At 60.0% G+C, this 26,619-nt stretch carries 31 protein-coding genes and 1 riboswitch; of the genes, 16 read left to right on the top strand and 15 right to left on the bottom strand.

Annotated elements, in window-relative coordinates:
* Positions 1–370: 370 nt before the first annotated feature.
* The 4 genes from N7578_RS13285 to N7578_RS13270 all read left to right on the top strand — a co-directional run bounded on the left by N7578_RS13285 (position 371) and on the right by N7578_RS13270 (position 4,083).
* Positions 371–1,381, top strand: coding sequence for an ABC transporter substrate-binding protein (locus tag N7578_RS13285; protein ID WP_311110784.1), 1,011 nt, complete (start codon positions 371–373; stop codon positions 1,379–1,381).
* Between the two features lie 185 nt (positions 1,382–1,566).
* Positions 1,567–2,475 carry a proline/glycine betaine ABC transporter permease gene (locus tag N7578_RS13280; RefSeq protein ID WP_311110783.1) on the top strand — a complete coding sequence of 303 codons (909 nt, stop codon included), beginning with the start codon at positions 1,567–1,569 and terminating at the stop codon, positions 2,473–2,475.
* A complete protein-coding gene (locus N7578_RS13275; protein WP_311110782.1) occupies positions 2,468–3,571 on the top strand; it encodes a glycine betaine/L-proline ABC transporter ATP-binding protein in 1,104 nt (367 codons plus the stop codon). Before N7578_RS13280 ends, N7578_RS13275 begins: the two co-directional genes overlap by 8 nt.
* A 221-nt stretch (positions 3,572–3,792) precedes the next feature.
* Positions 3,793–4,083 carry a hypothetical protein gene (locus tag N7578_RS13270; protein ID WP_311110781.1) on the top strand — a complete coding sequence of 97 codons (291 nt, stop codon included), beginning with the start codon at positions 3,793–3,795 and terminating at the stop codon, positions 4,081–4,083.
* Positions 4,084–4,196: 113 nt separating this feature from the next.
* Here N7578_RS13270 and dmeF read toward each other — a convergent pair whose 3' ends face one another.
* Both dmeF and dmeR read right to left on the bottom strand, forming a co-directional pair.
* Entirely contained in the window at positions 4,197–5,195 is a 999-nt protein-coding gene (gene dmeF, locus N7578_RS13265) for a CDF family Co(II)/Ni(II) efflux transporter DmeF (protein WP_311110780.1), read from the bottom strand.
* Between the two features lie 20 nt (positions 5,196–5,215).
* Positions 5,216–5,488, bottom strand: a complete 273-nt coding sequence (dmeR, locus tag N7578_RS13260) for a Ni(II)/Co(II)-sensing transcriptional repressor DmeR (protein WP_311110779.1) — start codon at positions 5,486–5,488, stop codon at positions 5,216–5,218.
* Positions 5,489–5,638: 150 nt separating this feature from the next.
* Between dmeR and N7578_RS13255 the strand changes: the two genes are divergently transcribed.
* From N7578_RS13255 to N7578_RS13240, 4 genes are all read left to right on the top strand, one after another.
* On the top strand, positions 5,639–6,127 hold the full coding sequence (locus tag N7578_RS13255; protein WP_311110778.1) for a hypothetical protein: 489 nt from the start codon (positions 5,639–5,641) through the stop codon (positions 6,125–6,127).
* A gap of 57 nt (positions 6,128–6,184) precedes the next feature.
* Positions 6,185–6,598 carry a helix-turn-helix domain-containing protein gene (locus N7578_RS13250; RefSeq protein ID WP_311110777.1) on the top strand — a complete coding sequence of 138 codons (414 nt, stop codon included), beginning with the start codon at positions 6,185–6,187 and terminating at the stop codon, positions 6,596–6,598.
* A gap of 204 nt (positions 6,599–6,802) precedes the next feature.
* Positions 6,803–7,291, top strand: coding sequence for a GNAT family N-acetyltransferase (locus tag N7578_RS13245; RefSeq protein ID WP_311110776.1), 489 nt, complete (start codon positions 6,803–6,805; stop codon positions 7,289–7,291).
* Positions 7,292–7,312: 21 nt separating this feature from the next.
* On the top strand, positions 7,313–7,879 hold the full coding sequence (locus tag N7578_RS13240; RefSeq protein ID WP_311110775.1) for a type 1 glutamine amidotransferase family protein: 567 nt from the start codon (positions 7,313–7,315) through the stop codon (positions 7,877–7,879).
* Positions 7,880–7,885: 6 nt separating this feature from the next.
* Here the strand turns inward: N7578_RS13240 and N7578_RS13235 are convergent, their stop codons facing one another.
* The 6 genes from N7578_RS13235 to N7578_RS13210 all read right to left on the bottom strand — a co-directional run bounded on the left by N7578_RS13235 (position 7,886) and on the right by N7578_RS13210 (position 11,870).
* Positions 7,886–8,203 (bottom strand): hypothetical protein, encoded by a 318-nt coding sequence (locus N7578_RS13235; RefSeq protein WP_311110774.1) that lies wholly within the window; start codon positions 8,201–8,203, stop codon positions 7,886–7,888.
* 4 nt (positions 8,204–8,207) lie between these two features.
* Positions 8,208–8,942, bottom strand: a complete 735-nt coding sequence (locus N7578_RS13230; protein WP_311110773.1) for a CbtA family protein — start codon at positions 8,940–8,942, stop codon at positions 8,208–8,210.
* 125 nt (positions 8,943–9,067) lie between these two features.
* Entirely contained in the window at positions 9,068–9,250 is a 183-nt protein-coding gene (locus N7578_RS13225; RefSeq protein WP_311110772.1) for a CbtB domain-containing protein, read from the bottom strand.
* A gap of 159 nt (positions 9,251–9,409) precedes the next feature.
* Positions 9,410–9,654, bottom strand: a riboswitch (cobalamin riboswitch).
* Positions 9,655–9,687: 33 nt separating this feature from the next.
* The gene (locus N7578_RS13220) at positions 9,688–10,605 is read right to left on the bottom strand and encodes a cytochrome c (RefSeq protein WP_311110771.1); all 918 of its coding nucleotides are present in this window, start codon (positions 10,603–10,605) and stop codon (positions 9,688–9,690) included.
* Between the two features lie 84 nt (positions 10,606–10,689).
* A complete protein-coding gene (locus N7578_RS13215; RefSeq protein WP_311110770.1) occupies positions 10,690–11,124 on the bottom strand; it encodes a cytochrome c in 435 nt (144 codons plus the stop codon).
* 116 nt (positions 11,125–11,240) lie between these two features.
* Complete coding sequence (locus tag N7578_RS13210; RefSeq protein WP_311110769.1) at positions 11,241–11,870, bottom strand: LysE family translocator; 630 nt, start codon at positions 11,868–11,870, stop codon at positions 11,241–11,243.
* A 133-nt stretch (positions 11,871–12,003) separates the two neighbouring features.
* On the opposite strand from N7578_RS13210, the gene N7578_RS13205 reads away from it, so the two are divergent.
* Positions 12,004–12,714, top strand: a complete 711-nt coding sequence (locus N7578_RS13205; protein ID WP_311110768.1) for a YafY family protein — start codon at positions 12,004–12,006, stop codon at positions 12,712–12,714.
* Here the strand turns inward: N7578_RS13205 and N7578_RS13200 are convergent.
* Both N7578_RS13200 and N7578_RS13195 read right to left on the bottom strand, forming a co-directional pair.
* A complete protein-coding gene (locus N7578_RS13200; protein ID WP_311110767.1) occupies positions 12,703–13,548 on the bottom strand; it encodes a metallophosphoesterase in 846 nt (281 codons plus the stop codon). The two genes, N7578_RS13205 and N7578_RS13200, sit on opposite strands and share 12 nt — an antisense overlap.
* Positions 13,549–13,656: 108 nt before the next feature.
* A complete protein-coding gene (locus N7578_RS13195; RefSeq protein WP_311110766.1) occupies positions 13,657–14,259 on the bottom strand; it encodes a superoxide dismutase in 603 nt (200 codons plus the stop codon).
* Between the two features lie 225 nt (positions 14,260–14,484).
* On the opposite strand from N7578_RS13195, the gene N7578_RS13190 reads away from it, so the two are divergent.
* The gene (locus N7578_RS13190; protein ID WP_311110765.1) at positions 14,485–14,817 is read left to right on the top strand and encodes a hypothetical protein; all 333 of its coding nucleotides are present in this window, start codon (positions 14,485–14,487) and stop codon (positions 14,815–14,817) included.
* Between the two features lie 4 nt (positions 14,818–14,821).
* Here the strand turns inward: N7578_RS13190 and N7578_RS13185 are convergent, their stop codons facing one another.
* Entirely contained in the window at positions 14,822–15,364 is a 543-nt protein-coding gene (locus N7578_RS13185; RefSeq protein ID WP_311110764.1) for an N-acetyltransferase family protein, read from the bottom strand.
* Positions 15,365–15,460: 96 nt separating this feature from the next.
* Here N7578_RS13185 and N7578_RS13180 point away from each other — a divergent pair, with 96 nt between their 5' ends.
* Positions 15,461–16,348, top strand: coding sequence for a LysR family transcriptional regulator (locus tag N7578_RS13180; protein WP_311112501.1), 888 nt, complete (start codon positions 15,461–15,463; stop codon positions 16,346–16,348).
* A gap of 46 nt (positions 16,349–16,394) precedes the next feature.
* Here N7578_RS13180 and N7578_RS13175 read toward each other — a convergent pair whose 3' ends face one another.
* Entirely contained in the window at positions 16,395–18,758 is a 2,364-nt protein-coding gene (locus tag N7578_RS13175; protein WP_311110763.1) for a methyl-accepting chemotaxis protein, read from the bottom strand.
* A gap of 203 nt (positions 18,759–18,961) precedes the next feature.
* Positions 18,962–19,843: a branched-chain amino acid aminotransferase gene (locus tag N7578_RS13170; protein WP_311110762.1), complete on the bottom strand. Its 882-nt coding sequence runs from the start codon at positions 19,841–19,843 to the stop codon at positions 18,962–18,964.
* Positions 19,844–20,087: 244 nt separating this feature from the next.
* Here N7578_RS13170 and tam point away from each other — a divergent pair, with 244 nt between their 5' ends.
* The 3 genes from tam to N7578_RS13155 all read left to right on the top strand — a co-directional run bounded on the left by tam (position 20,088) and on the right by N7578_RS13155 (position 22,932).
* Positions 20,088–20,858, top strand: coding sequence for a trans-aconitate 2-methyltransferase (gene tam / locus N7578_RS13165; protein WP_311110761.1), 771 nt, complete (start codon positions 20,088–20,090; stop codon positions 20,856–20,858).
* A 176-nt stretch (positions 20,859–21,034) separates the two neighbouring features.
* Positions 21,035–21,961: a bestrophin family protein gene (locus N7578_RS13160; protein ID WP_311110760.1), complete on the top strand. Its 927-nt coding sequence runs from the start codon at positions 21,035–21,037 to the stop codon at positions 21,959–21,961.
* A 143-nt stretch (positions 21,962–22,104) separates the two neighbouring features.
* Positions 22,105–22,932 carry an aldo/keto reductase gene (locus N7578_RS13155; RefSeq protein ID WP_311110759.1) on the top strand — a complete coding sequence of 276 codons (828 nt, stop codon included), beginning with the start codon at positions 22,105–22,107 and terminating at the stop codon, positions 22,930–22,932.
* A 140-nt stretch (positions 22,933–23,072) separates the two neighbouring features.
* Here the strand turns inward: N7578_RS13155 and N7578_RS13150 are convergent, their stop codons facing one another.
* Positions 23,073–23,831: an SDR family oxidoreductase gene (locus N7578_RS13150; RefSeq protein ID WP_311110758.1), complete on the bottom strand. Its 759-nt coding sequence runs from the start codon at positions 23,829–23,831 to the stop codon at positions 23,073–23,075.
* A 115-nt stretch (positions 23,832–23,946) separates the two neighbouring features.
* Here N7578_RS13150 and N7578_RS13145 point away from each other — a divergent pair, with 115 nt between their 5' ends.
* On the top strand, positions 23,947–24,378 hold the full coding sequence (locus N7578_RS13145; protein ID WP_311110757.1) for a helix-turn-helix domain-containing protein: 432 nt from the start codon (positions 23,947–23,949) through the stop codon (positions 24,376–24,378).
* A 10-nt stretch (positions 24,379–24,388) separates the two neighbouring features.
* Here N7578_RS13145 and N7578_RS13140 read toward each other — a convergent pair whose 3' ends face one another.
* Positions 24,389–24,781 (bottom strand): hypothetical protein, encoded by a 393-nt coding sequence (locus N7578_RS13140; RefSeq protein ID WP_311110756.1) that lies wholly within the window; start codon positions 24,779–24,781, stop codon positions 24,389–24,391.
* A 227-nt stretch (positions 24,782–25,008) separates the two neighbouring features.
* Between N7578_RS13140 and N7578_RS13135 the strand changes: the two genes are divergently transcribed.
* The gene (locus N7578_RS13135) at positions 25,009–26,589 is read left to right on the top strand and encodes a DUF853 domain-containing protein (RefSeq protein WP_311110755.1); all 1,581 of its coding nucleotides are present in this window, start codon (positions 25,009–25,011) and stop codon (positions 26,587–26,589) included.
* Positions 26,590–26,619 lie beyond the last annotated feature (30 nt).

Here is a 26,619-nt window from a genome sequence, read left to right as displayed (position 1 = left end):
TAATCCGCACAAATTCTAAGTATAAACAAATCTCGAAATGGTTCCGCAAATCATGTGCATGGCAGCAATGCGATGCCTTGGGTTGCAATATCACGTTTCAGCCTTATTATTCAGCTCGTTGACATATTTATGCGCATTTTCGCCGCCCGTTTCGCGGCGCCCTTGTCGCTCGCTTTGCGACTATTCTTCCGGCCGGTCTTTTCCGGCTTTTCCAGCGCCATGTCAGTCTGCCCTGTAGCGCCGGCACGAACGGCACTTCACGGGTTTCGCAATGCGTCGCGCCTCAAGGTCGACGCTCTGGCAGGCCGGGCTTTGCAGTGCCCCGGTATGCCTGTTTAAAACACTGCACAGACTTGGGGGTCTTATAACCATGAAGAAACTCCTCGCCTCGACCATTCTCGTCACGGGCTTCGTCATCGCTGCCGGTGCAGCGGGTTCCGCCAACGCCGCAGAAGAATGCGGCTCAATCTCAATCGCCGAAATGAACTGGGCATCCGCGGGTGTTGCGGCTTATGTCGACAAGTTCATCATGGAAAACGGCTACGACTGCACGGTCAACATCGTCAGCGGCGACACAATGCCGACCTTCGCCTCCATGAACGAAAAGGGCCAGCCGGATATGGCGCCCGAACTGTGGGTGAATGCGGTCCGCGATCCGCTCGATGCAGCCATCAAGGAAGGCCGCCTCGTTGAAACCACCAAGATACTGACCGACGGCGGCGTCGAGGGCTGGTGGATTCCGAAATTCGTTGCGGACGCCAATCCCGACATCAAAACCGTGGAAGACGCGCTGAAGCGTCCCGACCTCTTCCCCGCCCCTGAAGATGCCAGCAAGGGCGCGGTCCACAACTGCCCGTCCGGCTGGAACTGCCAGGTCACGACGACCAATCTCTACAAGGCTCGCGAAGGCGACAAGAAGGGCTTCTCGCTGGTTGACACCGGCTCTGCCGCCGGTCTTGACGGCTCCATCGCCAACGCCTTTGAAAAGAAGCAGGGCTGGCTCGGCTACTACTGGGCGCCAACGGCCATTCTCGGCAAATACGAGATGGTGAAACTGGACGACGGCGTTGAACTCGACCGTGCGGCCTTCGACGCCTGCACCGCAAAGGTGGATTGCGCCGATCCCAAGCCCAATGCCTATCCGGTCGCTGACGTCTTCACCGTCGTCACCAAGGACTTTGCCGAAAAGGCAGGCGCTTCGGCCGACTACGTGAAAAAGCGTCAGTGGGACAACGGCACGGTTGCCGAAATCCTCGCCTGGATGGACGAAAACCAGGGCACCAACGAAGACGGTGCAGCCTACTTCCTCGAGAACCACGAGGACATCTGGTCGAAGTGGGTTTCGCCCGAAGTGGCGGAAAAGATCAAGGCTTCGATCTGACCCTGACTACCGAAGACCATGCAGCCGCCGGGAACACTACCCGGCGGATTGCCTTCGTTCGCCCCTATCCCTTCAAACCAACCGTGGTTTGAACGGCTATGGGCATTTCCAATCGGGCGGCGCGACATCCCGGAACGCCGCCATTCTGCTCCCTGTAGAGAGCGACAATAAGGAAAACAACAATAATGGCCTTATGCGACTACATGCCGGACATGTTCTGCAAGTTTCCGGCCATCAGCAACAGCACCATGCGCGTGGCACGCAAGACAATCGATGACGGCTTCCGCGATATCGTTCGCAACTACGGCGACGTCATCGATACTGTGGTGCATCCGCTGCAGCTGTTCCTGAACTCATCGGAACGCTTCTTCATTCAGACACCGTGGATCATCATCTTCCTGTGCATCCTGGCTCTGGTGCATCTTGCCGGGCGCAGCATCCGCATCACCGCCGGAACGGCCCTGTCGCTCTGCCTCATCGGCGCCGTCGGCCTGTGGCGCGATGCGATGACGACGCTTTCCATCGTTGCGATCGCGACCCTCATCGCAATGGTCATCGGCCTGCCGCTGGGCATCGTCATGGGCCGGTCGGATCGAATGCAGCGCATCATCAACCCCATACTCGACGTGATGCAGACGCTGCCGAGCTTCGTATACCTGATCCCGGTGGTCGTGATTTTCGGCATCGGCAAGGTGCCGGGCCTGATTGCCGTCGTCATCTACGCCATTCCGCCGGTCATTCGTCTCACCAGCCTTGGCATCCGCCTTGTGGACCGGGAAGTGCTGGAAGCGGCCGACGCGTTCGGTTCCTCGAACAGGCAGAAACTGTTCAACGTGCAGCTTCCGCTGGCCCTGCCCACTATCATGACCGGCATCAACCAGACCATCATGATGGCGCTCGCCATGGTCGTCGTGGCCTCGATGGTCGGCGTCGGCGGGCTTGGCAAGAACGTGCTTCAGGCCATCAACAACCAGTTCTTTACGATCGGTTTCCTGAACGGCTTCGCGCTGGTGGCCATCGCCATCATGTTCGACCGTGCCAGCCAGGCATTCGGCAAACGTCTCCAGAAACACCGCGAGGTCAGCCATGGCTAAAAGCATCGAAATCAAGAATCTCTACAAGATCTTCGGCAAACATCCCGAGAAATACCTCGAAGCGGTGCGCGCCGGCATGGACAAGACCGAACTGAACGACAGGCACAACCATGTGCTTGGCCTCAACGACATCAACATCACCATGCCGGGCGGCAAGATCACCGTCGTCATGGGGCTATCGGGTTCCGGCAAGTCAACACTGATCCGCCATATCAACCGGCTGATCGACCCGACTGCCGGTGAGGTGCTCTATGACGGGCAGGATATCTGCTCGATGAATGCTTCCGCACTCAGGAAATTCCGCCGCCATAAGACGGCGATGGTGTTCCAGAAATTCGGCCTGCTGCCGCATCGTACCGTTCTGGAAAACAGCGTCTACGGCCTCGATATCCAGGGCGTGCCGCGCAAGACGAGCGAAGAGAAAGGCCGTTACTGGCTGGAGCGCGTCGGGCTTTCCGGATATGAGGACTATTATCCGAACCAGCTGTCCGGCGGCATGCAGCAACGTGTCGGCCTTGCCCGCGCGCTGAGCAACGATGCCGACATCCTGCTGATGGACGAAGCCTATTCGGCGCTCGATCCGCTGATCCGCGTCGACATGCAGACGATGCTGCTCGATCTCCAGCAGGAACTGCAGAAGACGGTGGTGTTCATCACCCACGATCTGGATGAGGCGCTGCGTCTGGGCGACCACATCGCCATCTTGAAAGACGGTGAAGTGGTGCAGCAGGGCGACGGGCAGAGCATCATCCTTTCGCCCGCAGACGGGTACGTCAGCGACTTCGTGCGCGACGTCAACCGTGGCCGCGTGCTGCAGGCGACGACCGTCATGGAGCCGCTGGTCGCCAAGCCGGAAGGCATGCCTGTGCCGGAAACGGCGACGCTGGAAACCATCGCCCGCGATCTTTCCGAGGCCAACGAGACGACCGCGCATGTGGTCGACGAGGATGGCAAGCCGGTCGGCACCATCGGCATCGAAACGCTGGTGGCAGCGATGGTGACACCGGCGGCGCAGGAGCCGGAGGCTGAACGCGAGGAGCCTGAGGCTACGTTCGACGAAATCCAAACAGCAACGCCGGAAAAACAACTGGCCTGATTCTTCCATGTCCCTCGCGACTCACGTTGCGAGGGACTTTATGTGTCCGGGAATCGGATCATTCGAGGCGTTTTCCTATTTTACAAGACCGGACAATACAAAAACGAAGCACCACTTTCCATGCTGTCAAGCCAATACGTCGCTGCAACGCAATATCTGCAAGTTTCAGACAAGCTATCCACGTTAACCATTTGTTAACTTTTTAACGCGGGATCACTGCAATGCAGATCGATAGCAGCCTCAGCGGATACAATTATCAACGTGTCCGGGACGTGGAAAAAACAGGCGGCAAGCCGAATGCCGCCGAGGAGCAGGCCGTGAAGCGCGGTCCGGGCAACCCGACTGTTTCCAGCACGGTGCTTTCCACATCGCTGGCGAACATGCTCTGGGCCGTGGGCAGCACCAATGCACCGGGCTATGTGGACGTACAGGCACACGCCTCTGCCGAAGACAAGGCGGAAGCACAGGCCGAGTGGGTTCGTAGCGCGTATTCAGAGCATTCCGGAGAGTAAAGCGTCAGCGCGTTCTTTCAGATCAACGCCTACGCTTCACTTCCCCATATTCCCGCATGCCGTGATCGCAAAACCGCCCGACGCTTTCAGACGATGTGCTTTGACGATTCTTTTCAGGCCGTTACGGGGTTGACCTCTACCGTGACATGCGAAAGCTCATGTATCGCTGCAAGTTTCCGCTTGTAGAAAGCTGGCTCTTTCGGCACCTGCGAGCGAATGGCGACGATCGCGGCGTGATGGCCGGGACCAACCTGCCAGACATGCAGATCGGTAATCCGGTCTTCGTCCGTCTCCACCCTCTCACGGATTTCCTTTGGCAGATCTTCCGCCATCGGTACGGCATCGACAAGCGTCGCCGCCGTTACACGGATCAGCCCCCATGACCAGCGGGCTATGACAAGCCCGCCTACAATGCCCATGGCGGGATCCAGAAACGACCACCCGTTCCATTTGCCAAGCAGCAACGCCAGGATGGCGAGAACCGAGGTCAGCGCGTCCGCAATCACATGCAGATAAGCCGCGCGCAGGTTGTTATCCCTGCCGCCATGACTTTTGTGGTGAGCATGTTCGCCGTGGTGTGCGTGGTCGCCATGATGAGCATGGCTTCCATGAGTATGGGAATGGCCGTGATCGTGCCCATGGTGATGATGATCGTCCTTCAGCAACCATGCGCTCACGAGGTTGACGACGAGGCCCACCACCGCGACGAGGATCGCCTGGTTGAAATCGATCTCGACCGGATCGATGAAACGAAGGGCGCTCTCCCAGGCGATCATCAGGGCCACGACGGCCAGCACCACGGCACTCGCAAAACCCGCCAGATCGCCAAACTTGCCGGTCCCGAAGGTGAAGCGCGGATTTTTCATTTCGCGGCGTGCATACATATAGGCCAGCGCGGAAATCAGCATCGCGCCGGCGTGGGTCGACATGTGCCAGCCATCGGCCGTCAGCGCCATGGAGCCGAACCAGCTCCCCGCGACGATCTCGGCGATCATCATCACCGTCGTCAGCGCAATCACCATCCAGACGCGCCGTGCGTTGCGGTCGTGGTTCTCACCCAGAAAAACATGCTCGTGGGAAACCGTCGAGAATGTATCGGAAGTCATCGTCATGATGCCCTGCCCTGCAGCTGTTATCGGATATAGGTCTTGAGCACGGCAGCGAGTTCTTCTGCCGCACGTGCCCGTTCATCTTCACTCTCGGCGTGGACGACATGCTCATGCAGATGCTCATGCATGATCTCGCCCGTCAGCCCGGTCAGCGCACCGCGCACCGAAGCCAGCAATTGCAAAACATCGCCGCAGGGTTTTCCGCTTTCCAGCGCACGCTCCACCGCGTCCATCTGCCCCTTGAGGCGGCGGATGCGGGCCAGCAGCTTGTCCTTGTCTCGAATGGTATGCGACATCATCACGCTCCATATACTATAGGGGGGTATACTATTCTTGGGGCCGGATGGGAAGTGGCATTCTCCACGCCGCAACCACGGGGACACAACCCTCGCGAATGCTTCGCATCATAGAGGTCAGTCACGCGGATTGCGGGAAGGAGAATCGCAGTGACCACAATCTCAAACTCGGACAGCTATTATCTGACGCGTTCCAGGATGCGGGACCTGACAATCGACGCCGGATTTGCATCGCCCGGTGCCGTGCCTGCGCAGCCGGTCGCCAGCAACCAACCTCCCTCCGTCGGAAGCGATGACATAAGCGGAGCGAGTTCCGCCTCGCTTGCCTCCGCCCTCTGGGACATGGACAGCTCACAGGCCGTGCGCACCACGCTTTCCGGGGAAGCCGCCGAGCCGAGTTCCACCGACCGTCTTCTGGTCGAACTTCAGGAATGGTCCCGCATGACGCCCGCCGAAATGATCCGCGCCCAAGCGCTGGAACAGATGGGTATCAGCGAAGACGAACTTGCCGCGCTGCCTGCCGATGAACGCAAGATCATCGAGGACAAGATCGCCGACGCCATCAAGAAGTCGCTTGCCCCGGACAATCAGGTGGCCGCAAATGACGATGACAAACAGCGGACGACATTCATCCTGTAATGTTGCAATCAGCGGGAAAAACCTATATCTCCAGTCGCTATAGCTATGGAGATATACATGTACTCGATCGGCGAACTTTCCAAACGTACCGGCGTCAAGGTGCCGACGATCCGTTATTACGAGCAGATGGGCCTCATCCGAGAGGCGGAACGCTCGGAGGGCAACCAGCGCCGTTACGGGAAATCCGACCTCGAGCGCCTAGCCTTCATTCGCCATGCGCGCGATCTTGGCCTCAACATCGACGCCATCCGCGAACTGATCGCACTTAGCCAGCATCGCGAACTGCCCTGTGAAGGTGCGGACCGTATCGCCGCCGAGCACCTTGCCGATGTGCGCGAAAAGATCGCCCGGCTGAAGAAGCTCGAACACGAACTGGAGCGCATCGTTTCCCATTGCGACGGTCATTCGATCGAGGATTGCTACGTCATCCGTGCGCTCTCAGATCATGGCATGTGCCATGGCGAACACTGATCGCGGAAACAGGGCTTGACAGATTTTCGATTCGAGCGCATGCATTGCGCATGATCAACGAACGCGCACCCATCTCCTGCTCGTACTTTTGGGCCTACCTGTAAAGGGCGGCTCGACAAGATCATATTGTCAACAAGCCGCCGTCAGGCGGCTTTGTTGTTTTCAAGCGTCCTGACGGCACCAATAAAACCGAAGGACCAGAAAATGACCGAAGATAGCTCCCTTACCCTGCCAAGACCGCCCGTCGTCATCATTCGCGGCGCGCGCAAGGCCGATCTGCCCGAACTCAACGAGATGATCACGCTGCTTGCCTCCCATCACGGCGACGCGTCGGCGATGACGCCCGAAAAGCTCGAGCGTGACCTGTTCGGTACCCTGCCCTGGGTCCACGGCCTCGTTGCCGAAGCTGATGGCGAACTGATCGGCTACGCTCTGCTTGTGCCGCTCTACAGGGCGCAGGAAGGCCGCCGCGGCCTCGAGCTGCATCATCTTTTCGTCCGTGACGGTCATCGTGGCCACGGCACCGGCCAGCATCTCGTCGCCCGCGCCCGCGATATCGCCAAGCGTCTCGGTTGCGACTATCTTTCGGTCGGCGCCGCCACCGGCAACATCGCCGCACATCGTTTCTATGAAAACATGGACTTCATCCCACGTCCGGTCACCGGCATGCGCTACATGCAGTCCATCGCCTGATTTCCTTCAACGGAGACAGCCATGACACGGATCGCCATTGCCTTCGCGCAGGATTTCGCCGACTGGGAGCCAGCGCTGCTTACTGCCGCGGCGCGCAGCTATCTGGGCGTCGAGATCTGTTATGCGTCGCCGGACGGACAGCCGGTTGTTTCGATGGGCGGGCTGAACGTGACCCCGCACGCGGGTTATGATGCACTCGATCCGGCAGACACCGATGCGCTGGTCATTCCCGGCGGCATGAGCTGGGAAAAGGGGACGGCTGCCGATATCGCCAGCCTCGTCCACCGCTTCCGAGACAGGGGCCGCGTGATCGGAGGCATCTGCGCTGCGGCAAGTGCACTGGCGGGAACCGGTGTCCTCAACGACGTTGCCCATACCGGCAATTCGCTGGGTTCGCACCGTGCCTATCCCGGCTATCGGGGCGAGCACCTCTATCGCGCTCAATCGCAGGCCGTCAGCGATGGCGGCTTCGTCACGGCACCCGGCAGCGCGCCGGTCAGCTTCGCTGCGGAAATTCTCAAAGCCCTTGGCCTCTTTGGTCCGGAGGCCGAAGCGGAATTGAGAGTTTTTGCGGCAGAGCATCGGTAAAGGCGTTTATCCGGCCTGATCCAGGACACGGCAGATGCGGGCGACGATATCAATGCCCTCGCCAGCCATGGCGCGACGGATATCGCGGCTGTTCAGATGCAGGCTGCGGTCGGAAGGCAGATGGAGCCGGTCGATCTTGGCGTGAGCGGCGGCGATGAAGGTAGCATGATGCTCATTGAAAAAAGCCAGAGCGGCGACCTTATCGGGCTCGGTTTTCAGCAGCGCCTTGAAGGCAAGGCGATGCACGGCGCAGGACGCGCCGTGACCAGGAACGGCAAAACGCAGTGCATCGAGTCCATCGCTCCAGTGCGCTGCGTCCTGCATGTCATCAAACCGACTGGAAGCGCTTCAGGAAGAACGCGCTCAAGGTACCGATCAGCGCCCAGAACACGAAGCTCGTCACCGTTGCGGCCACGATGAACTGACGCTCCAGAGGCAGAGGCGCCAGCGCGTGTTCGCCTTCGGGCGGCAAGGGCGCACCGACGACATGTGGTGCCACGATGAGAACCACCGCAAGGAGCGCCGCCCAAGGCTCACGCCGGAAGGCGATGAGCGCGATGCCGCCAGCGGTCGCGGCGACGGTTGCAATCCACCATGTCTGACGCGCAGCCAGTTCCGCAGCCGGGCTTCCCGGCAGTTCCGGCGGAAGGCCGACCATCGGCGCGAGCATGACGGCCACGAAACCGGCGACGCCCCAGAGCAAGCCTTCGCGCCAGCCGCCATTCGTGCCGCGCAGCGACAGAAGGCCGGTCAGGACGAGCGCATAACCGATCGCCGTCAGAACATTGGCGGCAAGCGTATAGGCCGTACGCTCAAAGCCGTCGGCTGGCGACCATGCCTCAGCATCATGCTCGTGGCTATGTGCAGCGGCCTGAGCCGTCGCCTCTGCCCCGGCTGCAGGTGCCGCATCGTGGCTGTGCGGCGCTTCACCACCGGCACTTTCATAGGTTTCCGCCTGGAGGATGAGCGGCGTGGTTCCGACTGCCTGCATGGCGGAGACGGCAACGCCGCCAATCAGCCCCACAAGCACGGATGTAAAAACGATATTACGAAAAGCAGACATGCAATTTCCCTTTCAGGAGCATGAACGTGAAAGCACCGCTGGCTTTCGAATGCCATCATGCCCCATTTTTCAGTTCTCGAGCATCTTCAATCTTCCGGGTGGCGTGACCCGGACGTCAGAAAGCTCTAGTGGCAAGGGAACGCATTGGCGTGGCGCGTGTCGTGCGCTGCATTGTGAACGGCCTCGACATGCGAGAAACCGACAAAACCGACGACGAACAGGCCAAGCATGATCGCCGTCAGGGACTGCGCGACGCTGGTGTTTTTTGCTGAAACGGCCGCATTGGCCGTATTCTGGTTGATGGACATGGTGAGCCTCTCCCGGCGCATTTCGCGCCATTGTGAAGCGGACAGGCGGCGGATCAGGCCACACGAACGCATTCGATACAAATCACCACGGGGAATGCGAGACTGATACAGGCGCAGTTGCCCGCACCTGAGATCCTGCTGCTCCGGACACCCCGCCGGCATGGACATTTCCGTGAGGGCAGGTCTCCTGGCTCGCGGGTCAAAACCTGAAACGCCTTCCCGATCGGTTTATCCCCACATGGACCAGACCTCGCGGTTCCGGTTCATACAGCCGATCAGTGGCATTTTCGTCTCAGGCTCTCCGCTCACAGTTGCGGGGGCAGCCACGAATGAGGATCGCTCCCTATCGTGTTCCCTTTTCACCTTCCGGAAACCCGGAAGGAACCATCACGATCCTGTTATCCGCCGGAGAAACCGGAGAGTCAATGCCTCCCCGATCAACGTGCCGGAACAGCTTTGAGGTATGCGGCGATCGCTTCCCTGTCTTCCGCCGTCAGGTGCGCCATGTTCTGCTGCACCTTGACCATGGATCCGCCAACACTGTCGAATTCGGGCGTGAATCCGGTTTCGAGATAGCTGGCAATATCGGCCGCAGCCCATGAGCCGATGCTTTTCGATGCCGGGGTAATGTCGGGGATCTGTCCTTCGCCTTCCGGATTGGGACCGCCAGCCAGCCATTTGCCGGGAAGGAAACCGCCCAGCGCATTGCGTGGCGTGTGACACTCGCCGCAATGGCCCGGTCCCTCGACGAGATATTGGCCGCGAAGCAATTCGGCATCGGCATTGGCAAGTTCGACATGCGGCGCGCCCTTGTCGAAATACAGGAACTTCCAGCCGCCAAGCACCAGACGGATATTGAACGGGAATGGCAGATCATGATCCGGAGCATCGTTCTGGCTTGCGGGAAGCGCTTTCAGATAGCCGAACAGATCGTTTATGTCCTTGGGCGTCATGCGGGCATAGGAAGCATAAGGGAAAGACGGATAGAGATGTTCGCCATCCCTGCCGACGCCACGCGTCATGGCGTCACCGAACTGCGCCAGCGTCCAGCCGCCGATGCCGTGCTGCGGATCCGCCGAAATGTTCGGCACATGGAAGGTTCCGAACGGGCTTGGCAGCGCCTGGCCTCCACCCAGCGTCAGCAGCGCATCGCCGGTCGCGCCCGGAGCGGCGTGGCAGCTGGCGCAGCCGCCCGCCCAGAACAGTGTTTCACCATTGGCAAGATCAGGCTCGCCAAGGCTTACCCAGTGGCTTGGCGGCTGGCGCTCCGGCGCCGTAATCAACATAAAAATGCCAAAACCGGCGGCTGCGGCCAGCACGCCACCGCCTGCGAGTTTCGTCCAGATGGAAGGCATACCCCTCTCCCCGTCTCAGGACCATTCACAGAGTTCCGCGACCACAGAAAGCCGCCCCCAGGCGGCTTTCCCGGCACAATCAACTCACTTCTTCAGACGATAGGTCTGGTGGCAGGTGCCGCAGTCGTCGCCCAGGCTCTGCATGGCGGTTGCAACGCCCGCCTGGTCAACGGGCATGCTGGCAAGAATAGCGTCGGCATCTTCCCCCAGCTTGGCAGACTTGGCCTTGAAGTCCTCGAAGTTTTGCCAGATGGCGGGGGCAGCGGTACTGCCTGCCTCGGTTCCGGCAGGGAACTGGTCAGGGAAAGCCTTGGCATTGGTGCTGATGGTCGTCACGGCCGCCTTCACCGCTTCGGCGTCAAAGGGCTTCTGCCCCTTTGCAATAGCGGAAAGCGCCCCCATCGAGCCGCCGATCTGCTTCATCATTCCTTCGCGCTTTTCGACTTCGCCGGCCGCGTAAACCGCACCGGCGCAAAGACAGCCGAACAGCATCGCCGCCGTGATGGTTTTCAGTTTCATGAATTCTCTCCTTGATCCCGACTGGTAACGGGCTTGATACGAACGCGGCGAGGATGCCTGTTCCGTTGGGCAAAAAGAAGTCACATTGAAGTGAAATTCAGCGTAAAAACAGCAGACTAGGACAACCCTTCCCATAGGGTCAGCAGCGCCACTGCAACCAGCATGACACCGGCCGCACGACCGATGAAGACCGTGGCGGCTGGCGAGGATACAAGCCAGGCCCTGCTTCTGCCCGCCGTCAACGCCAGCCCGCCATAGACCGCAAACTGCGTGGCCGCGACCATGACCCCCATCACCGCGCCCTGTAGCCAGATCGGCCCATAGGCGGGTTTGAGGAACTGCGGATAGATCGCCATCATGAACAGATAAGCCTTGGGATTCGACAGACATGTCAGCATCGCCCGCCAGAAGGCCTTTCTGGCCGACGCGCTGGCATCTGCCTCGCCGCCACTCACAACGATGGAACTGCGCACCAGACTGATACCGATCCACACCATATAGACCGCACCGACCACCAGAAGCGGCTTGAACAGCGACGGCATCCATGCCGCGAACGCGCCGACGCCCGCTGCACCGTAAAGGGAATGCACGATGCCGCCCGCGCTCATGCCGCTGGCCGCCGACAGGCCGGTTTTCCGGCCACCCGTCAGAGCGCTTGCCAGAACGAACAGCATATCCATGCCGGGCAGGATGACGATGCCAAACAGCACCAGAAAGAAAAGCCAGAGATTTTCCGCGTAACTCATGTCAGTATCTCCCCATAACGGAACGGACCACATTCAGGAAACACCATGCTTCTCAATGTGTTTTATCGCTTATAGGAAAGGCCAACTGACAGCGTTGTGTCAGTTGTGTGGGGAGAGCGGGCGGAAAACTGCAATGCGCAAGGCATCGAGACTGTTCGAGATCATCCAGATCCTGCGGGTGGCGCGCAAACCCGTGACGGCGCAGCAGATCGCCGATGCGTTGGAGGTGACGCCACGCTCGGTCTATCGCGATATCGTGGCGCTCCAGACCATGCGCGTGCCGATCGAAGGCGAGCGCGGGGTCGGCTATATCCTGCGGCCAGGCTTCAATCTTCCGGCGCTGATGTTCTCCATCGAGGAAACGGAGGCCATCGTCCTCGCGCTTGCACTCATCGACCGAACCGCCGACACGGAGTTGCGGCAGGCGGCAAAACGGGTTAGCGACAAGATCGCCGCTTCCCTTCCAGAACCCCTGTCGCGCACCCTTTCGGCCAATGCGCTGCACGCCTGGGGAAGCGTCGCGCCCGTGCCGCAAAGCATCGACCTTGGCATGGTACGGCGGGCGGTGCGCGACGAAGAAAAGCTCGACCTTGCCTATCACGACGAAAGCGGCATGGAAACCCAAAGAAGGGTCCGGCCCATCGCCGTTATCTATTACTCCGAGACAACCAACATCGTCGCGTGGTGCGAACTGAGGCAGGCGATCCGTAACTTCAGGTCAGATCGCGTCGTTGCATGCAATAGCACCGGCTCGTTCTTCAGAAATGAAGGCGAAGCTTTGCGGCAGCTCTGGATCAGCGGCTGGGAGATCAACCAGCCGAGAGCGGTCGCGTCAAAAAGCTAACGACCGGTCTTCTTCACGGCCAAAACCGTTGATTTCGATCCGGTCGGTGTAGACATCAGCGATGGCGAAGGCGTTTTCGTCGGGCGTATCTACCATGCCCTTGAAGTTGACGAAATGCCTGCCGTTCACCGTGCCGTAATTGCCCTCGTGGTTGTGACCGCAGAACCAGGCGGCAACGCAGGCACGCGAGGTCAGGAGATCGATGATGCGCGGCGAATCCCACATGTTATGAGCGTTTTCCGGGGACAGCGGATAATGGCAGAACACGACAACGCGCTCTCCTGCCGCATCCGCCGTTGAGAGAACATCACCCAGCCACGCAAACTGCTCATCGCTCAGCGAAGCATTCCAGTCCTGCGCATTGATCGCGCCTGCGTCACGCAGCGCGCTCAGACGCTCCTGCGCAATCCTGCGGCGCGGATCGCCAACCGGCGGTGCGAACAGACTGACATCGTTTCCGTCCAGCACGACAAAACGCATCTTGCCGACGGCGAAATCGTACCATGGCGACGGCATGCCGAGCCGTGCGTGGACCTCCGGCAAAAGTTCGGCATTCACGGCAAAATCGTGATTGCCCGGCAGCAGGATCGAACGGTGCCGCAGGTTCGCGTAAACGGCCAGCATGGTTTCGAAGTTTTCGAACCCGCGGTCGATGATGTCGCCCAGCGTGACGACGAATGCGAGATCACGCCCGTTGAAGACGTCTATCGCCTGCGCCAGTTTTTTGGGGCTTTCGGCATAATACCGGCCCATTTCCGGGCGCGGGGCAATGTCGGCATATTGGGGATCGGCGACGATGCCGAAGGAGAACAGCGGGGGCGTGATGTCAGTCATGATGCGCGGCGATAAACGGGGCTCATGACAGGCTTGTGACAGGTGGCGCACAAAAACAAAACACCCGGCACGAAGGCCGGGTGCTCGAAAAAACGGAAGGTCAGAAGCTTACTTGGTAGCGGCTTCGTAGCGCTCCAGAACGTAGTCCCAGTTGATGAGGCTGTCGACGAACGCTTCCAGGTACTTCGGACGCAGGTTGCGGTAGTCGATGTAGTAGGAGTGTTCCCACACATCGACGCCGAGGATCGGCTCTGCACCGTGAACCAGCGGGTTTTCGCCGTTCGGGGTCTTGGAGATTTCGAGCTTGCCGTTCTTGACGGAGAGCCATGCCCAGCCGGAGCCGAACTGCGTCGTGCCAGCGGCGATGAAATCAGCCTTGAACTTGTCGTAGCCGCCGAGATCGGAAGCGATAGCGGCTTCCAGCTTGCCGGGCAGCTTGTTGCCGCCGCCGTTCTTCTTCATCCACTTCCAGAAATGAACGTGGTTATAGTGCTGGGCAGCGTTGTTGAACAGGCCGGCATTGGTGCCGAAGGACTTCTTCACGACCTCTTCCAGCGACAGATCGGCCAGACCGGCTTCAGCGGCCAGCTTGTTGCCGTTGTCGACATATGCCTTGTGGTGCTTGTCGTGGTGAAACTCGAGCGTTTCGCGCGACATGTAAGGCGCCAGCGCATCGTAATCGTAAGGCAGTTCGGGAAGTTCAAAGGCCATGGTTTTACTCCTTGTTGCAGCGGCGTGACCGCTCCTTGAAACCGTGTGCGCGGACCATAGGAGGGTCTGCCTTTTTGGGCAACCTGTGAATTATCAAAATGTTCCAGCAAAAGAGAAAATTCCTCTCGCCACACCCATGACCACATTTGTTTCACATGCCGGGCGTACCGTTTTTCGCTCTTTAGTTCCGTTGCCAGCCGCGAGTTTAAAAAAAGGAATCCAGAGATGAAAACCAGCGCCATCGCCACTGCCCTGTTCCTCCTTGCTGCCGGCGCGGTCTCCGCCTCCTCCGACGAGGCGTGGCAGGAGTTTGTCGCGGATGTGCAGGCGAAGTGCCTCGCAGTAAGCGAAGGCACGATCGACGACGCCAAGGCCGTTGTCGATCCGATCGGCAGCGAGAATTTCGGCCTCGCGATCCTCACCGGCAAGGCAAAGGGTACAGATGTCACGGTCAGCCACATCTGCGTCTACGACAAGAAGACAAAAGTCGCCGAACTTGGCAGCGAGCTTGCGGGCGATACGGTGAAAATCGACATTCCCGGCTCGACGAAACCGTGACCCCTCAGAAGCGGGGCGTGGTATCCGCTTCGCCGAGTGGCCGTTGCATCAGCACCGTATCCAGCCATTGTCCATGCTTCCAGCCGATGGCGCGGAAGGTGCCGACATGCTCGAAACCGGCGGCGCGATGGACGCCGATGGAGGCGGTGTTCGCCGAATCGCCGATGACGGCGATCATCTGCCGGAAGCCGCGCGCTGTTGCCTCATCGATCAGTGCATCCAGCAGCTTTCGCCCGATGCCATGGCCCTTCATGGCCGGATCGACATAGACCGAATCCTCTACGGTAGCGCCATAGGCCGGACGGGCGCGGTAAGCGCCTGCGTAGGCATAACCCGCAACCTGCCCGTCAAGCTCGGCCACAAGATAGGGAAAACCGCCCGACATGAGTGCGGCGCGCCGCGCCAGCATGTCTTCCACCGAAGGCGGGTCGATCTCGAAGCTGGCGCTGCCGTTCAGCACCGCATCGCGATAGATCGTCGTGATCGTGGGAATATCCGCCTCGTCACAGGGGCGGATGGTGAGGTTCGAGGCTTTCGGGAGGGTCATTCAAAACGTCCTGCAATCATTCACGCAACCATTGTGCATTGCGGCTGAAGCAAATTAAAGATTATAGACCTTATACAAACGATAAGGTTTTCTTTTATTATGGATGTCGATCTCCGGCAGGTTCGCAGTTTCATGGATGTTGCCGATTTCGGCAGCTTTTCAGCAGCCGCCGACAAGGCGGGTTTGACACAGCCCGCTATCAGCCTGCACATCCGGCTACTGGAAAAGCAGCTTGGCGTGCGGCTGATCGAGAGGGTGGGACGAAGGGCGCAGCCGACGGCGGCGGGTCGTGATTTTCTCGTTCATGCAAGGCGGATCGCCGAGGAAGTGGCCCATGCGCTCGATACCGTCGTTCCACACCGCAACGGTGCCAGCGGACGTCTGCGCATTGGCACCGGGGCAACGGCCTGCATCTATCTTCTGCCGCCCGTGCTCGGGAAAATCAGAAAGACCATGCCCGGCCTCGATATCGAGGTACAGACCGGCAACACACCGGACATTCTGCGACTGCTGGAAGCCAACACCGTCGATGCGGCGGTTGTGTCGCTGCCCGCCAGCGGTCGCAGCCTCGATATCCGCGAGATTTATCTGGATGAGATGGTGGCGGCATTTCCCGCCGGCAGCGTTTCGGACGATCAGGCGATGAGCGCCGCGTTTCTTTCGACACAACCCCTTCTGCTTTACGAAGGTGGCAATACCGGCAAGCTGACGGATCAGTGGTTCACGGCGGGAGGACACACGGTGCAGCCCGCCATGCAGCTTGGCAGCGTCGAAGCCATCAAGAAGATGACCGAGGCCGGGCTTGGCATTGCCATCGTGCCGCGCATGGCGGTGGAGCAGAAAGACGGTACGTCCGGACTGGCGTGGCGATCATTGACGCCACCGCTCGAACGCCGGATCGCGCTGGCGCTTCGCCGCGACAAGCATATGACAGCGCCATTGCGCGCACTGGCTGCCGCACTTTCCAGATCGTCCAAACAATAAAGCCCGCGCTTTCGGCGCGGGCTTCGTATCGACGAAAGAGCTTAACTCAGAACTCCGTCCAGTTGTCACCTTTCACGGCCAGCGCCGTATTGCCATAAGATGCGGTTGCAGCAGCCCTCAGTGCGGAGGCCACCTGCCTTGGCGGTGCTGCGGCTCTCGCCGGGCTTGCCGCCTTCTGCATCTGACGTGCGGCTCCATGAAGCGCCGACACCTGATGACCGAGCTGGAACTGGGACAACAGCGTCTGGAGGTTGACGCACTCCTGCGCAAGTCCGGCCCCGGCGGCGTTCATTTCCTCGACCATCGCAGCGTTCTGCTGCGTGGCCTGGTCCATGTGGTTGACTGCGGTGTTGACCTCGGAAAGACCGGCAGACTGTTCCTGCGCGGCTGTGGCGATCGCCTCCATATGCGCGTTGACCGACAAGACGAGCTGTTCAATCTCACCCAGTCCGGCGCCGGTGTCTGCCACCAGCTTCACGCCTTCGCCCACTGCAACGGCAGAGGTATTGACGAGCTGGGTGATTTCCTTCGCTGCGCTCGCCGAACGCTGCGCAAGTTCACGTACTTCCTGAGCCACGACGGCAAAACCCTTACCGGCCTCACCAGCACGGGCCGCCTCGACGCCTGCATTCAGTGCGAGCAGGTTGGTCTGGAATGCGATCTCGTCAATAACACCGATGATCTGACCGATCTGGCGCGACGAGTGCTCGATGCGCTCCATGGCGGCGACGGCATCACGCACCACCTTGCCAGATACGTCAGCCTTCGAGCGGGCATCGCGCACCGTGTCACGCGCCTCGGAGGCACGCCTGGAGGTCGCCGATACGTTGGCAGTGATCTGCTCGAGCGCTGCGGCTGTCTCTTCCAGCGACGCAGCCTGCTGTTCGGTGCGGCGGGACAGGTCGTCGGAGGCCGACGACACCTCATGTGCGCCGCCATTGACCGTTTGGACGGACTGGCCGACGCTCGCCAGCGTCTCGCGAAGCTGGTGGACGGAGCTGTTGAAATCGTGGCGAAGGTCTTCGAACTGCGGTGCGAAGGGCGTGGCGATTTCACATGTCATGTCGCCGGACGCGAGCTTGCGAAGGCCACTGGCCAGAGAACCAGTTGCCTGATTGAGACGCTCTTCCGCCTCTGCTTCGGCACGCCGCTGCAATTCGATGCGGTCCCGCTCTGCCTTTTCGCGGTTTGCTTCCGCTTCCGATTCGAGCTGCTTGTTGCGAATGGCGGCTTCACGGAAGATTTCGACCGCACGGGCCATCTCGCCGATTTCATCGCTGCGCTTTGCGCCAGGGACGTCGATGGAAAGATTACCATTCGACAATTCCATCATCGATTTCGTCATACGGGCGATCGGGCCAGTGACGCGACCGATGATGACCGCCATAGAGGCAGCGCAGATTGCGACAACGAGTGCAAAGACGGCGAGATAGAGCCCTGCGTCGAAGATCGCGCCCTGCTTTGCCTTGGCGGCGTTGGCATCGAGGATATCCATCGCCGTCGAAGCAATCTTGGCAATCGCGCCCAGATTGTTGGTCACCGTCGTGCGCCATGTGTCCATGGTGAAGGCAGGCGTGCGGCCGTTCATCAGGTCATCGATGAGTTTGGTGCGCTGCGCGGCGAAATCGCCCTTGAAATAGGCGCTGTCTGCCGAGGCATAGAGATCCTTCAACTCTTGCGGCGCGGATTCATGTGCCACGAGCTCTCCGGCAGCCTTCCATGCAAATGCCGCACCGGCATCGGAAGCGCCGAGCTGCTGGTTTTCCTGCGGCGTCAAGGCGCGCTGCTGTGCGACGGCGCCATTCAGGACAACCGTGGCGCTGCCACCCATCGCGCGGGCGGCCCAGGCATAGGAACGCAACTGGATCAGGCCAGTGAGAGTCTGGTCCAGCGAACGGATCTCTCCCTCCAACGCGACGGAGCCGGCTTCGAGCGAGGTGAGGAAGTCGCCCCCCATTGCCATGACCGTCTTGTCGAAGCCCGCCTCACGGCGATCCAGCGGTAGCGCAAGGTTGGCATCCACTTTTTTACGCAGATCAACGAACTGCCTGTAGATATCCTTCACCTTGCCGAGAGGTGCCTGAAGCTTTGCCTGATCGAGGGACGCCGACTGCTCCAGAAACGCAGTCATGGCCTCATCGACCTTCTTTCTCGACCCCTGAACGCTGGCAATCGAACCCGCCGCCTTCGATGGATCGACCGTCAGCGCGGTGGCGCTGTCGCCGCGTTCGCTGCGGAAATTCAACAACGTGTTAAAAAGAAGTTTGTCGAGCGAGACGAGCTGCGCGACCTGGGTAAATGCGCGCGCCTTGTTGACGGATGCCCACATCGCATTGCCGACAAATCCGGCCAAAGCGACACTGACGAGAAGAAAAAACCCGATGAGAATATTACGTATGCTGAACAACATTTCAAAAGCCCCTATGGCCTGCAGGCATCGACATATATTTCTGACCGGGGATTTCTAAGATTGGATTAAAATCGTTCCTTTTTCCTATGCTCGAACGCTTTTCTGCAACATCGAGAAACCATTTCGCAATGTCGGATGGCGCATAAAAAAACCGCGGAGAAGCTTCAGCTTTCCGCGGTTTCAAGGATTGAGTTCAGGTCGGCTCAGACGTCGCTGCCGAGACGCGCCCAATCCATGTAGAGATCGAGCGCCTTGCGGGCCACGGGACCTTCCTGGAACTCGCGGTCATCGAGCTTGGTGACCGGCGAAACCTTCGAATAGTTGCCGGAGCAGAAGATTTCATCGGCGTCGCGGAAATCTTCCACTGAAAGAGTTGCTTCACGAACATCGAAACCCGCCTGACGCAGCAGGCCGATGACACGCGAACGGGTGATGCCAGCGAGGAAGGTGCGGTTCGGCACCGGCGTCATGACCACGCCGTCCTTGACCATGAAAATGTTGGAGGCGGCTGTTTCGGCAACATTGCCGTTCATGTCGCGCATCAGTGCGTTATCGAAGCCGCGCGAACGGGCTTCGAGAATGGCGCGGCCGCTGTTGGGATAAAGGCTGCCCGCCTTGGCATCGGTCATGGCGGTTTCCGGCGACGGGCGGCGCAGCGGCGAAACCGTCAACGTCAGCGGCTTGCCCGCATCCATCGGCGCTTCGAACAGGCAAAGCGCAAAACGCGTTGAAGCCGCATCTGGCGCGACGACGCTGCCGGGCGCGCCATGTTCCGCCCAGTACATCGGCTTGATGTAGATGGCGGTCTTGCCGTCGAACTTCTTGACGCCTTCCAGCGCCAGAGCCTCGATTTCTTCCGCCGTCATCGTCGGCTTCATGCCCATGTTGGTCGCGGAGCGGTTGACGCGCTGGCAATGCAGGTCAAGATCGGGCGCTACACCCTCGAACCAGCGCGCACCGTCGAACACCGTCGAGGCCAGCCACATGGCATGTGAGGTCGGGCCGATGAGGGGCGGATTGCCCGGCAGCCATTGACCGTCAACATAGGTCCAGGTGGTTGATCGGGGTGCGGTATCGACGGTCATAACTGTCTCCTGTCTTGAAAGTGGCCGGAGTGAATGCCTGTCGCCCTTCAAGGTCAAGTTTTTATTTCCACGGTCTACGATTTTGATGGAAAATTACCCCAGCGAGCTGTGGTGACGATATTTTCCAAGCCGGAACAATCAGTTGATGAATATATTCATCACAAGAATTCATGGATAATCCGGTGGTGACGATGTGTGGCGCGTGCCATGTTCCGACCTCATCGGTTTTCAGCAGGAGGACGCCATGGCCTGGTCCGCGCAGCAATATCTGAAATTCGAGGATGAAAGGACGCGTGCGGCGCGTGATCTTCTGGCACAGGTGCCGCTCGAGCGCGTCATGAACGGTTACGATCTTGGCTGCGGGCCGGGCAATTCGACGGAGCTTCTGACGGACCGCTTCGGCGTGAACGTCATAACCGGCATCGACAGCGACGACGACATGCTGGCCAAAGCCGCCGATCGCTTGCCGACGACACAGTTCGGCAAGGCGGATCTCACCGCATGGAAACCGGCGCAACCGGCCGACCTGCTTTACGCCAACGCCGTGTTCCAGTGGGTACCCGATCACCTGTCCGTTCTGGAACGACTGATGGACAGCCTGTCGCCAGGCGGTGTTCTGGCCGTGCAGATGCCCGACAATCTTGCCGAACCGACCCATGTCATGATGCAGGAAACCGCTGCTGCGGGTCCATGGAAGGACGCGTTTGCGGGCAATCTCCTGCGCCGCAAGCCCCTGCCCCCGCCATCGGCCTATTTCGACCGGCTGATGCCGAAGTCCGCGCGCGTCGATGTGTGGCACACGATCTACAATCATCCGATGGCCAATGCCGAAGCCATCGTGGAATGGGTGAAAGGCACCGGCCTTCGCCCCTACCTTGCAGCGGCGGGCGAGGAAAACCGGGCGGCTTTCCTCACGGACTATACCGCCCGCGTCGCGGCGGCCTATCCGCCGATGGCGGATGGACGACTGCTGCTGCGGTTCCCGCGTCTGTTCGTGGTCGCGGTGAAGAAGTAGGACGCAGCACGCTCACCCGAAAAACATGGCCACAGAGGATTTCCCAAGGGGCGGCATTGCGGCAATATGTCCCGCACGGCCGAGAAAATGAAGGCTGGCAAATGTCAGTTTTCCGGTGCGAATAAGAGCCTGCCAGCCTCCTTGGCCATAGCCTGATTTTCCCTTCGAGTTTCATCATGATCGTTCGCTCCCGCCCGAGTCTCCTTCAACTGTTCTTCATCATGCGCGGCTCCATCGTCGGCCGGATTTTCCCGCAGGTTCTTGCGGTTTTCCTGTTGTCGGCGCTGGTCGTCTGGGCGCACAAGGATCGGCCGGATGTTATTCCGGCCCTGAACGGCGCACCGTTCTCTCTGCTCGGCATTGCGCTTTCGGTCTTTCTCGGCTTTCGCGCCAACGCCTGTTACGACCGCTGGTGGGAGGCCCGCAAGCAATGGGGCGTGCTCATCATGGCGGCGCGCACCTTCGGGCGGCAGAGCGAAATGCTTGAGATGAAAGACAATGTTGCCGATCCCGTCAGCCGCCGCCGGGTGGTCGACGTGACGATCGCGTTCTGTCATGAGATGGTCAGCTGCTTGCGGCCCGGCGGCAGCAAAAGCGCCATCGTCAAACTCGTTCCCACCGACCTTGCCGAACGTTACGCGCAAAGCCGCAACAGGCCGGATACGCTGCTGCGCTGCCTCTCCTCCGACCTGTTCCGCGCCAATGCAAAACAGCAGATCAGCGACATCCAGCTACAGATGCTGGACACGACGGTACAGCAGATGGGCAATGCGCTGGCCTCCTGCGAGCGTATCCGTCACACGCCGGTTCCCTTCGGTTACTCGCTGCTTCTGCATCGAACGGCGCACCTGTTCTGCCTTCTGCTGCCGTTCGGTTTCACCGACCTCCTCGGCTGGGCCACCCCCTTCACCAGCGCCCTGATCGCCTACACCTTCTTTGGCCTCGACGCGCTTTCGGACGAGCTGGAAGAACCCTTCGGCGAAGGGCTGAACGCCCTGCCGATCGATGCGCTTGCGACCGTCATCGAGATCAATCTGCGTGAAGGCATGGGTGAGACGGACCTTCCGGCCTATCCGCGCCCGGTGGATTACGTGCTGATGTAAAATACCGCGAGGAAAGACATCTTCCGCTTGAAACCCACGCCGTTTGCAGCCGTTAATAGGGTAGCTTTCCTGGAAGCCGCCTGCCAGACAATCCGATCGGGCAATCCGATCAGGCAATCCCGAAAGACGATGGAGACGACACGATGTATGTTGTAAACGCCAACGGCGCGAATATCCCCGCACTCGGTTTCGGCACATTCCGCATGCCGGAAGACGACGTGAGACGCATCCTGCCGGAAGCGCTGAAACTCGGTTTCCGCCATGTCGACACGGCGCAGATTTATCAGAACGAAGCCGCAGTCGGTGAGGTTCTCGCCTCTTCCGGCATCCCGCGCGCCGACCTTTTCGTGACGACAAAGGTGTGGGTGGACCGCTACCGCCACGACGATTTCCTCAAATCGGTGGACGAAAGCCTCACCAAGCTGAAAACGGATCACGTCGATCTTCTTCTTCTGCATTGGCCGAAAAGCGATGTGCCGCTGGCGGAGCGCATCGGTGCGCTGAACGAGGTACACAAGGCCGGAAAGGCCCGTAACATCGGCATTTCCAACTTCAACATGGCGCTGACGGAGGAAGCCGTGAAGCTCTCCGATGCGCCGCTTGCCACCAACCAGATCGAGTATCACCCCTATCTCAGCCAGACGAAGGTGATTGCCGCCGCCCGCAAGCATGGCCTGTCCATCACCGCCTATTACCTGATGGCAAACGGCGCGGTGCCGAACGACCCGGTTCTGAAGGACATCGGTTCCCGCCACCGCAAGACGGCTGCACAGGTGGCGCTGCGATGGGCCGTGCAGCAATCGGACGTGATCGCGCTTTCCAAGACCGCCACGGCAAGTCGGCTCAAGGAGAATTTCGATATTTTCGACTTCACCCTGACGCTGGAAGAGATGCGGGCCATTCACGCGCTGGCCAAACCGGACGGCCGCATCGTCAATCCCGGCCATCTCGCGCCGGAATGGGATGCTTGAGCCAACCTCGTCGCGGAATTCCTTCGCCGTTCCGGCCCTGAGCCGGAATGCGGCGACCAGACGCCCGTCGGGTCAACATAGCCCGACCTGGATTGGCGGGACCCCGGCTAAAAGGCCGGGGTGGCGGGGAACCATGCCGTTTAGCCGTGCATGCCGTTGACCATCGTGAATACCTTGTCGAAGTTGCCGTTCTGCACGGCAAAACGCAGCGGCTTGCATCGTTCCACCACCACTTCCTTTTCATCCGGACGGTTGGTGAGGATGTCCATGACCTCCGAGATGAAGGCATCGAGCGGCATGGCGCGCTCGTCGGTCGCCTGATGATTGCCCTGCAAGGTCGTCTGCACGTAAGGCGGCACGATCTCGATCACCTCGACCGGGGTGTCCTTCAGCTGTTCGCGCAGGGCAACCGAATAGGCATGGATGGCGGATTTGGTGGCGCTGTAGGTCGGCGTCACCACCATCGGCACGAAGGCCAGGCCGGACGAAACCGTCAGCACCGCGGCTTGGGGCTGATTGAGGAAATGCGGCAGCAGCGCCGCGGTCAGCCGGATCGGCGCCAGCAGGTTGGTGGCAATCGTTTCTTCGGCAATGTCCAGATAACCCGGCGCAGCCGCGATGTCCTCGTTCTTCATGATACCGGCATTGTTGATGACGGTGTTGAGCGAGGGGTGGGTCTTGACCAGTTCATCGGCAAAGGTGCGGATGCCTTCGGCGTCCGTCGCATCCATCACCAGCGAGGCCATGCCGGGATTTGCCGCCGTCACCTCGTCCAGCACTGCCTTGCGTCTGCCCGAGATGATGACCTTGTTGCCGAGGGCATGAAACGCTTCGGCAAGTGCGCGTCCGATGCCCGAACCGCCGCCCGTGATGAGAATGGTGTTGCCTGTCGTTTTCATCGGGAAATCCTTTCGCCGTGGCTTCCTTGTTGGATGACAGAAAACTAGCTATGATGCTCTCCAATCGAAAGTAGGCACCCAAAAGATTTATACTTACCAAAAGGAGAGCGTCTGTATGAAAAGGCATCTGGCCGATCCCGTCATTGAAAACAGACGCCAGCACCCGCCGCCGGAAGAGACGGATTCCGTCATCGAGGCGCTGGTTCAGGATATCATTTCGAAGGTGGCGGACAAATGGACCATGCTGATCCTCGAGGCGCTGGAGGAACACGGCACGATGCGTTTCACGCAGATCGGCAAGGTGGTGGGCAATATCAGCCAGAAGATGCTGACGAAGACCCTACGGCAGATGGAATGCGACGGGCTCGTGCAGCGCACCGTGCATCCGGTTATTCCGCCACATGTGGATTACCGCCTCACGCATCTCGGCAGAACGCTTGGCAGCGCCTTCTGCGGTGTGTGGATATGGGCGGAAACCCATCACGCCGAAATAGAAAATGCGCGACAACTGTTCAGCGAACAGTCGCCGCGCCCTATGACGGAATAGACCTGTCTTGTCAGACGAACTGGCTGAGGCCCGGAACCGAGGCAACGACCTGATCGACAACCTCGTCGCCTGCATGCTGGCGGGCGACCGAAATGGTTTCCCTGGCGAGTGCGGAAATCTCGCCCATGCCGAGGCCCTGACTCATCAGCTGCTGGCCAAGCCCCATGATGCCGCCGCCACCGATGGCGCTCATCAGGCCACCGAGAAGACCGCCACCGCCGGAACCTTCGCCGTTGAACTGCGCCACGAGTTCGCTGGCGCCGGGAATGGCTTCGATCATGCGTGCGACCGGGCCGTCTTCCGCTTCGCGCTGGAGAAAACCAAGCATCATGCCAAGGGCTTTTTCGGCCAGTTCCGGGCTGATCCCCACCTTGTCAGCGATCTGGCTCACGACTTCGTTCATTCTTGCCTCCTGTTGAAAAACGACGTCAACATCGAATAAATGACGTTAACGTCAACGTAAAACAATCGTCAGTCCCGTTCAAGTGCGGGAGGCGCGTTCAAAACAACTTTCCGAAGCGGTTTTTATCCATCGCCATCAAGCAGTTGTTGCGCCTTCGAACTGTCCTTATAAGATCATCACAACCAAACTATGAACAGCTTATCTTCGGCCGCAGGAGAAAACAGTCAATGTTGCAGGACGGACAGCTCTACATCGGGACCAGCCGCAATCCGGACGACAGCCTGAACAAGGGCGAATATCTGGAACTGAAATTCGGCAACCGCCACGGCCTCATCACCGGCGCCACCGGCACGGGCAAGACCGTTTCGCTGCAGGTTCTCGCCGAAGGTTTTTCCAAGGCTGGCGTGCCGGTGTTCTGCGCCGACATCAAGGGTGACCTTTCGGGCATCGCCGCGCAGGGCGAGCCGAAGGACTGGATCACCAAGCGCGCCGAACAGATCGGCTTTACGGATTTCGCCTATGGCAAGTCGCCGGTGATCTTCTGGGATCTCTATGGCGAAAAGGGTCATCGGGTGCGCGCCACCATCGCCGAGATGGGACCGCTGCTTCTCGCGCGGCTGATGGATGCATCCGAAGCGCAGGAAGGCGTGCTGAACATCGCCTTCAAGATTGCCGACCAGGGCGGGCTTCCGCTGCTCGACCTCAAGGATCTGCAATCGCTCCTGAACTACATGGGCGAAAACGCCTCCGAGCTTTCCAACCAGTTCGGCCTGATTTCGAAGTCTTCGGTCGGCTCGCTGCAGCGCGGCCTGCTCGTTCTCGAACAGCAGGGCGCCGCGCATTTCTTCGGCGAACCGGCGCTGAAGATTTCCGACATCATGCGCACCTCGACCGACGGGCGCGGCACGATCTCGGTGCTGGCGGCCGACAAGCTGATGATGAACCCGCGCCTCTACGCGACCTTCCTGTTGTGGATGCTGTCCGAACTGTTCGAAGAGCTGCCGGAAGTGGGTGATCCGGAAAAGCCGCGCCTGGTGTTCTTCTTCGATGAAGCGCATCTCCTCTTCAACGATGCGCCCAAGGTTCTGGTCGAGCGCGTGGAACAGGTGGTTCGCCTCATCCGCTCCAAGGGTGTGGGCGTCTATTTCGTCACGCAGAACCCCCTCGACGTGCCGGAAACCGTTCTCGCGCAGCTTGGCAACCGTGTGCAGCATGCGCTGCGCGCCTATACCCCACGCGAACAGAAGGCAGTGCGAACCGCAGCCGACACGTTCCGCCAGAACCCGGCCTTCAACACCTCCGACACGATCACCACACTCGGCACCGGCGAGGCGCTGATTTCCACGCTGCACGACAAGGGCGCACCGTCCATCGTCGAGCGCACGCTGGTCCGCCCGCCATCCGGCCGCGTCGGACCGCTGACCGACGCCGAGCGCCAGTCGTTCCTCTCCACAAGCCCGGTCACGGGCCAGTACGATCAGGATCTCGACCGCGAATCCGCCTTTGAAATCCTTGCTGAACGCGCCCGCAAAGCTGCCGAAGCGGAAGCAGCCAAACGCGCCGCGGAAGAAAATGCCGCAGACCAGCCCGACAGCGCCGCCGGACGCTGGCGCCTGCCCGGCTTCGGGGACGACGAGCCGACACAGACCTCCACCACCGGAGCACGCAATGGCGGCACGGCACGCAAGACGAGCGGCTACCAGCGGGAAACGGTGATCGAGGCGGCCATGAAAAGCGCTGCCCGGTCCGTGGCCACCTCCGTCGGCCGCGCCATCGTGCGCGGTATTCTGGGTAGTCTGAAGCGCTGATCGTTCGCACATTTCAATCAAAAAAGGGGA

Source organism: Agrobacterium tumefaciens (assembly GCF_031801495.1).
Taxonomy (GTDB): Bacteria; Pseudomonadota; Alphaproteobacteria; order Rhizobiales; family Rhizobiaceae; genus Agrobacterium; species Agrobacterium tumefaciens_K.
The sequence above is the reverse complement of the archived record's forward strand: the minus strand, read 5'-3'. Positions and strand labels throughout refer to the sequence as shown.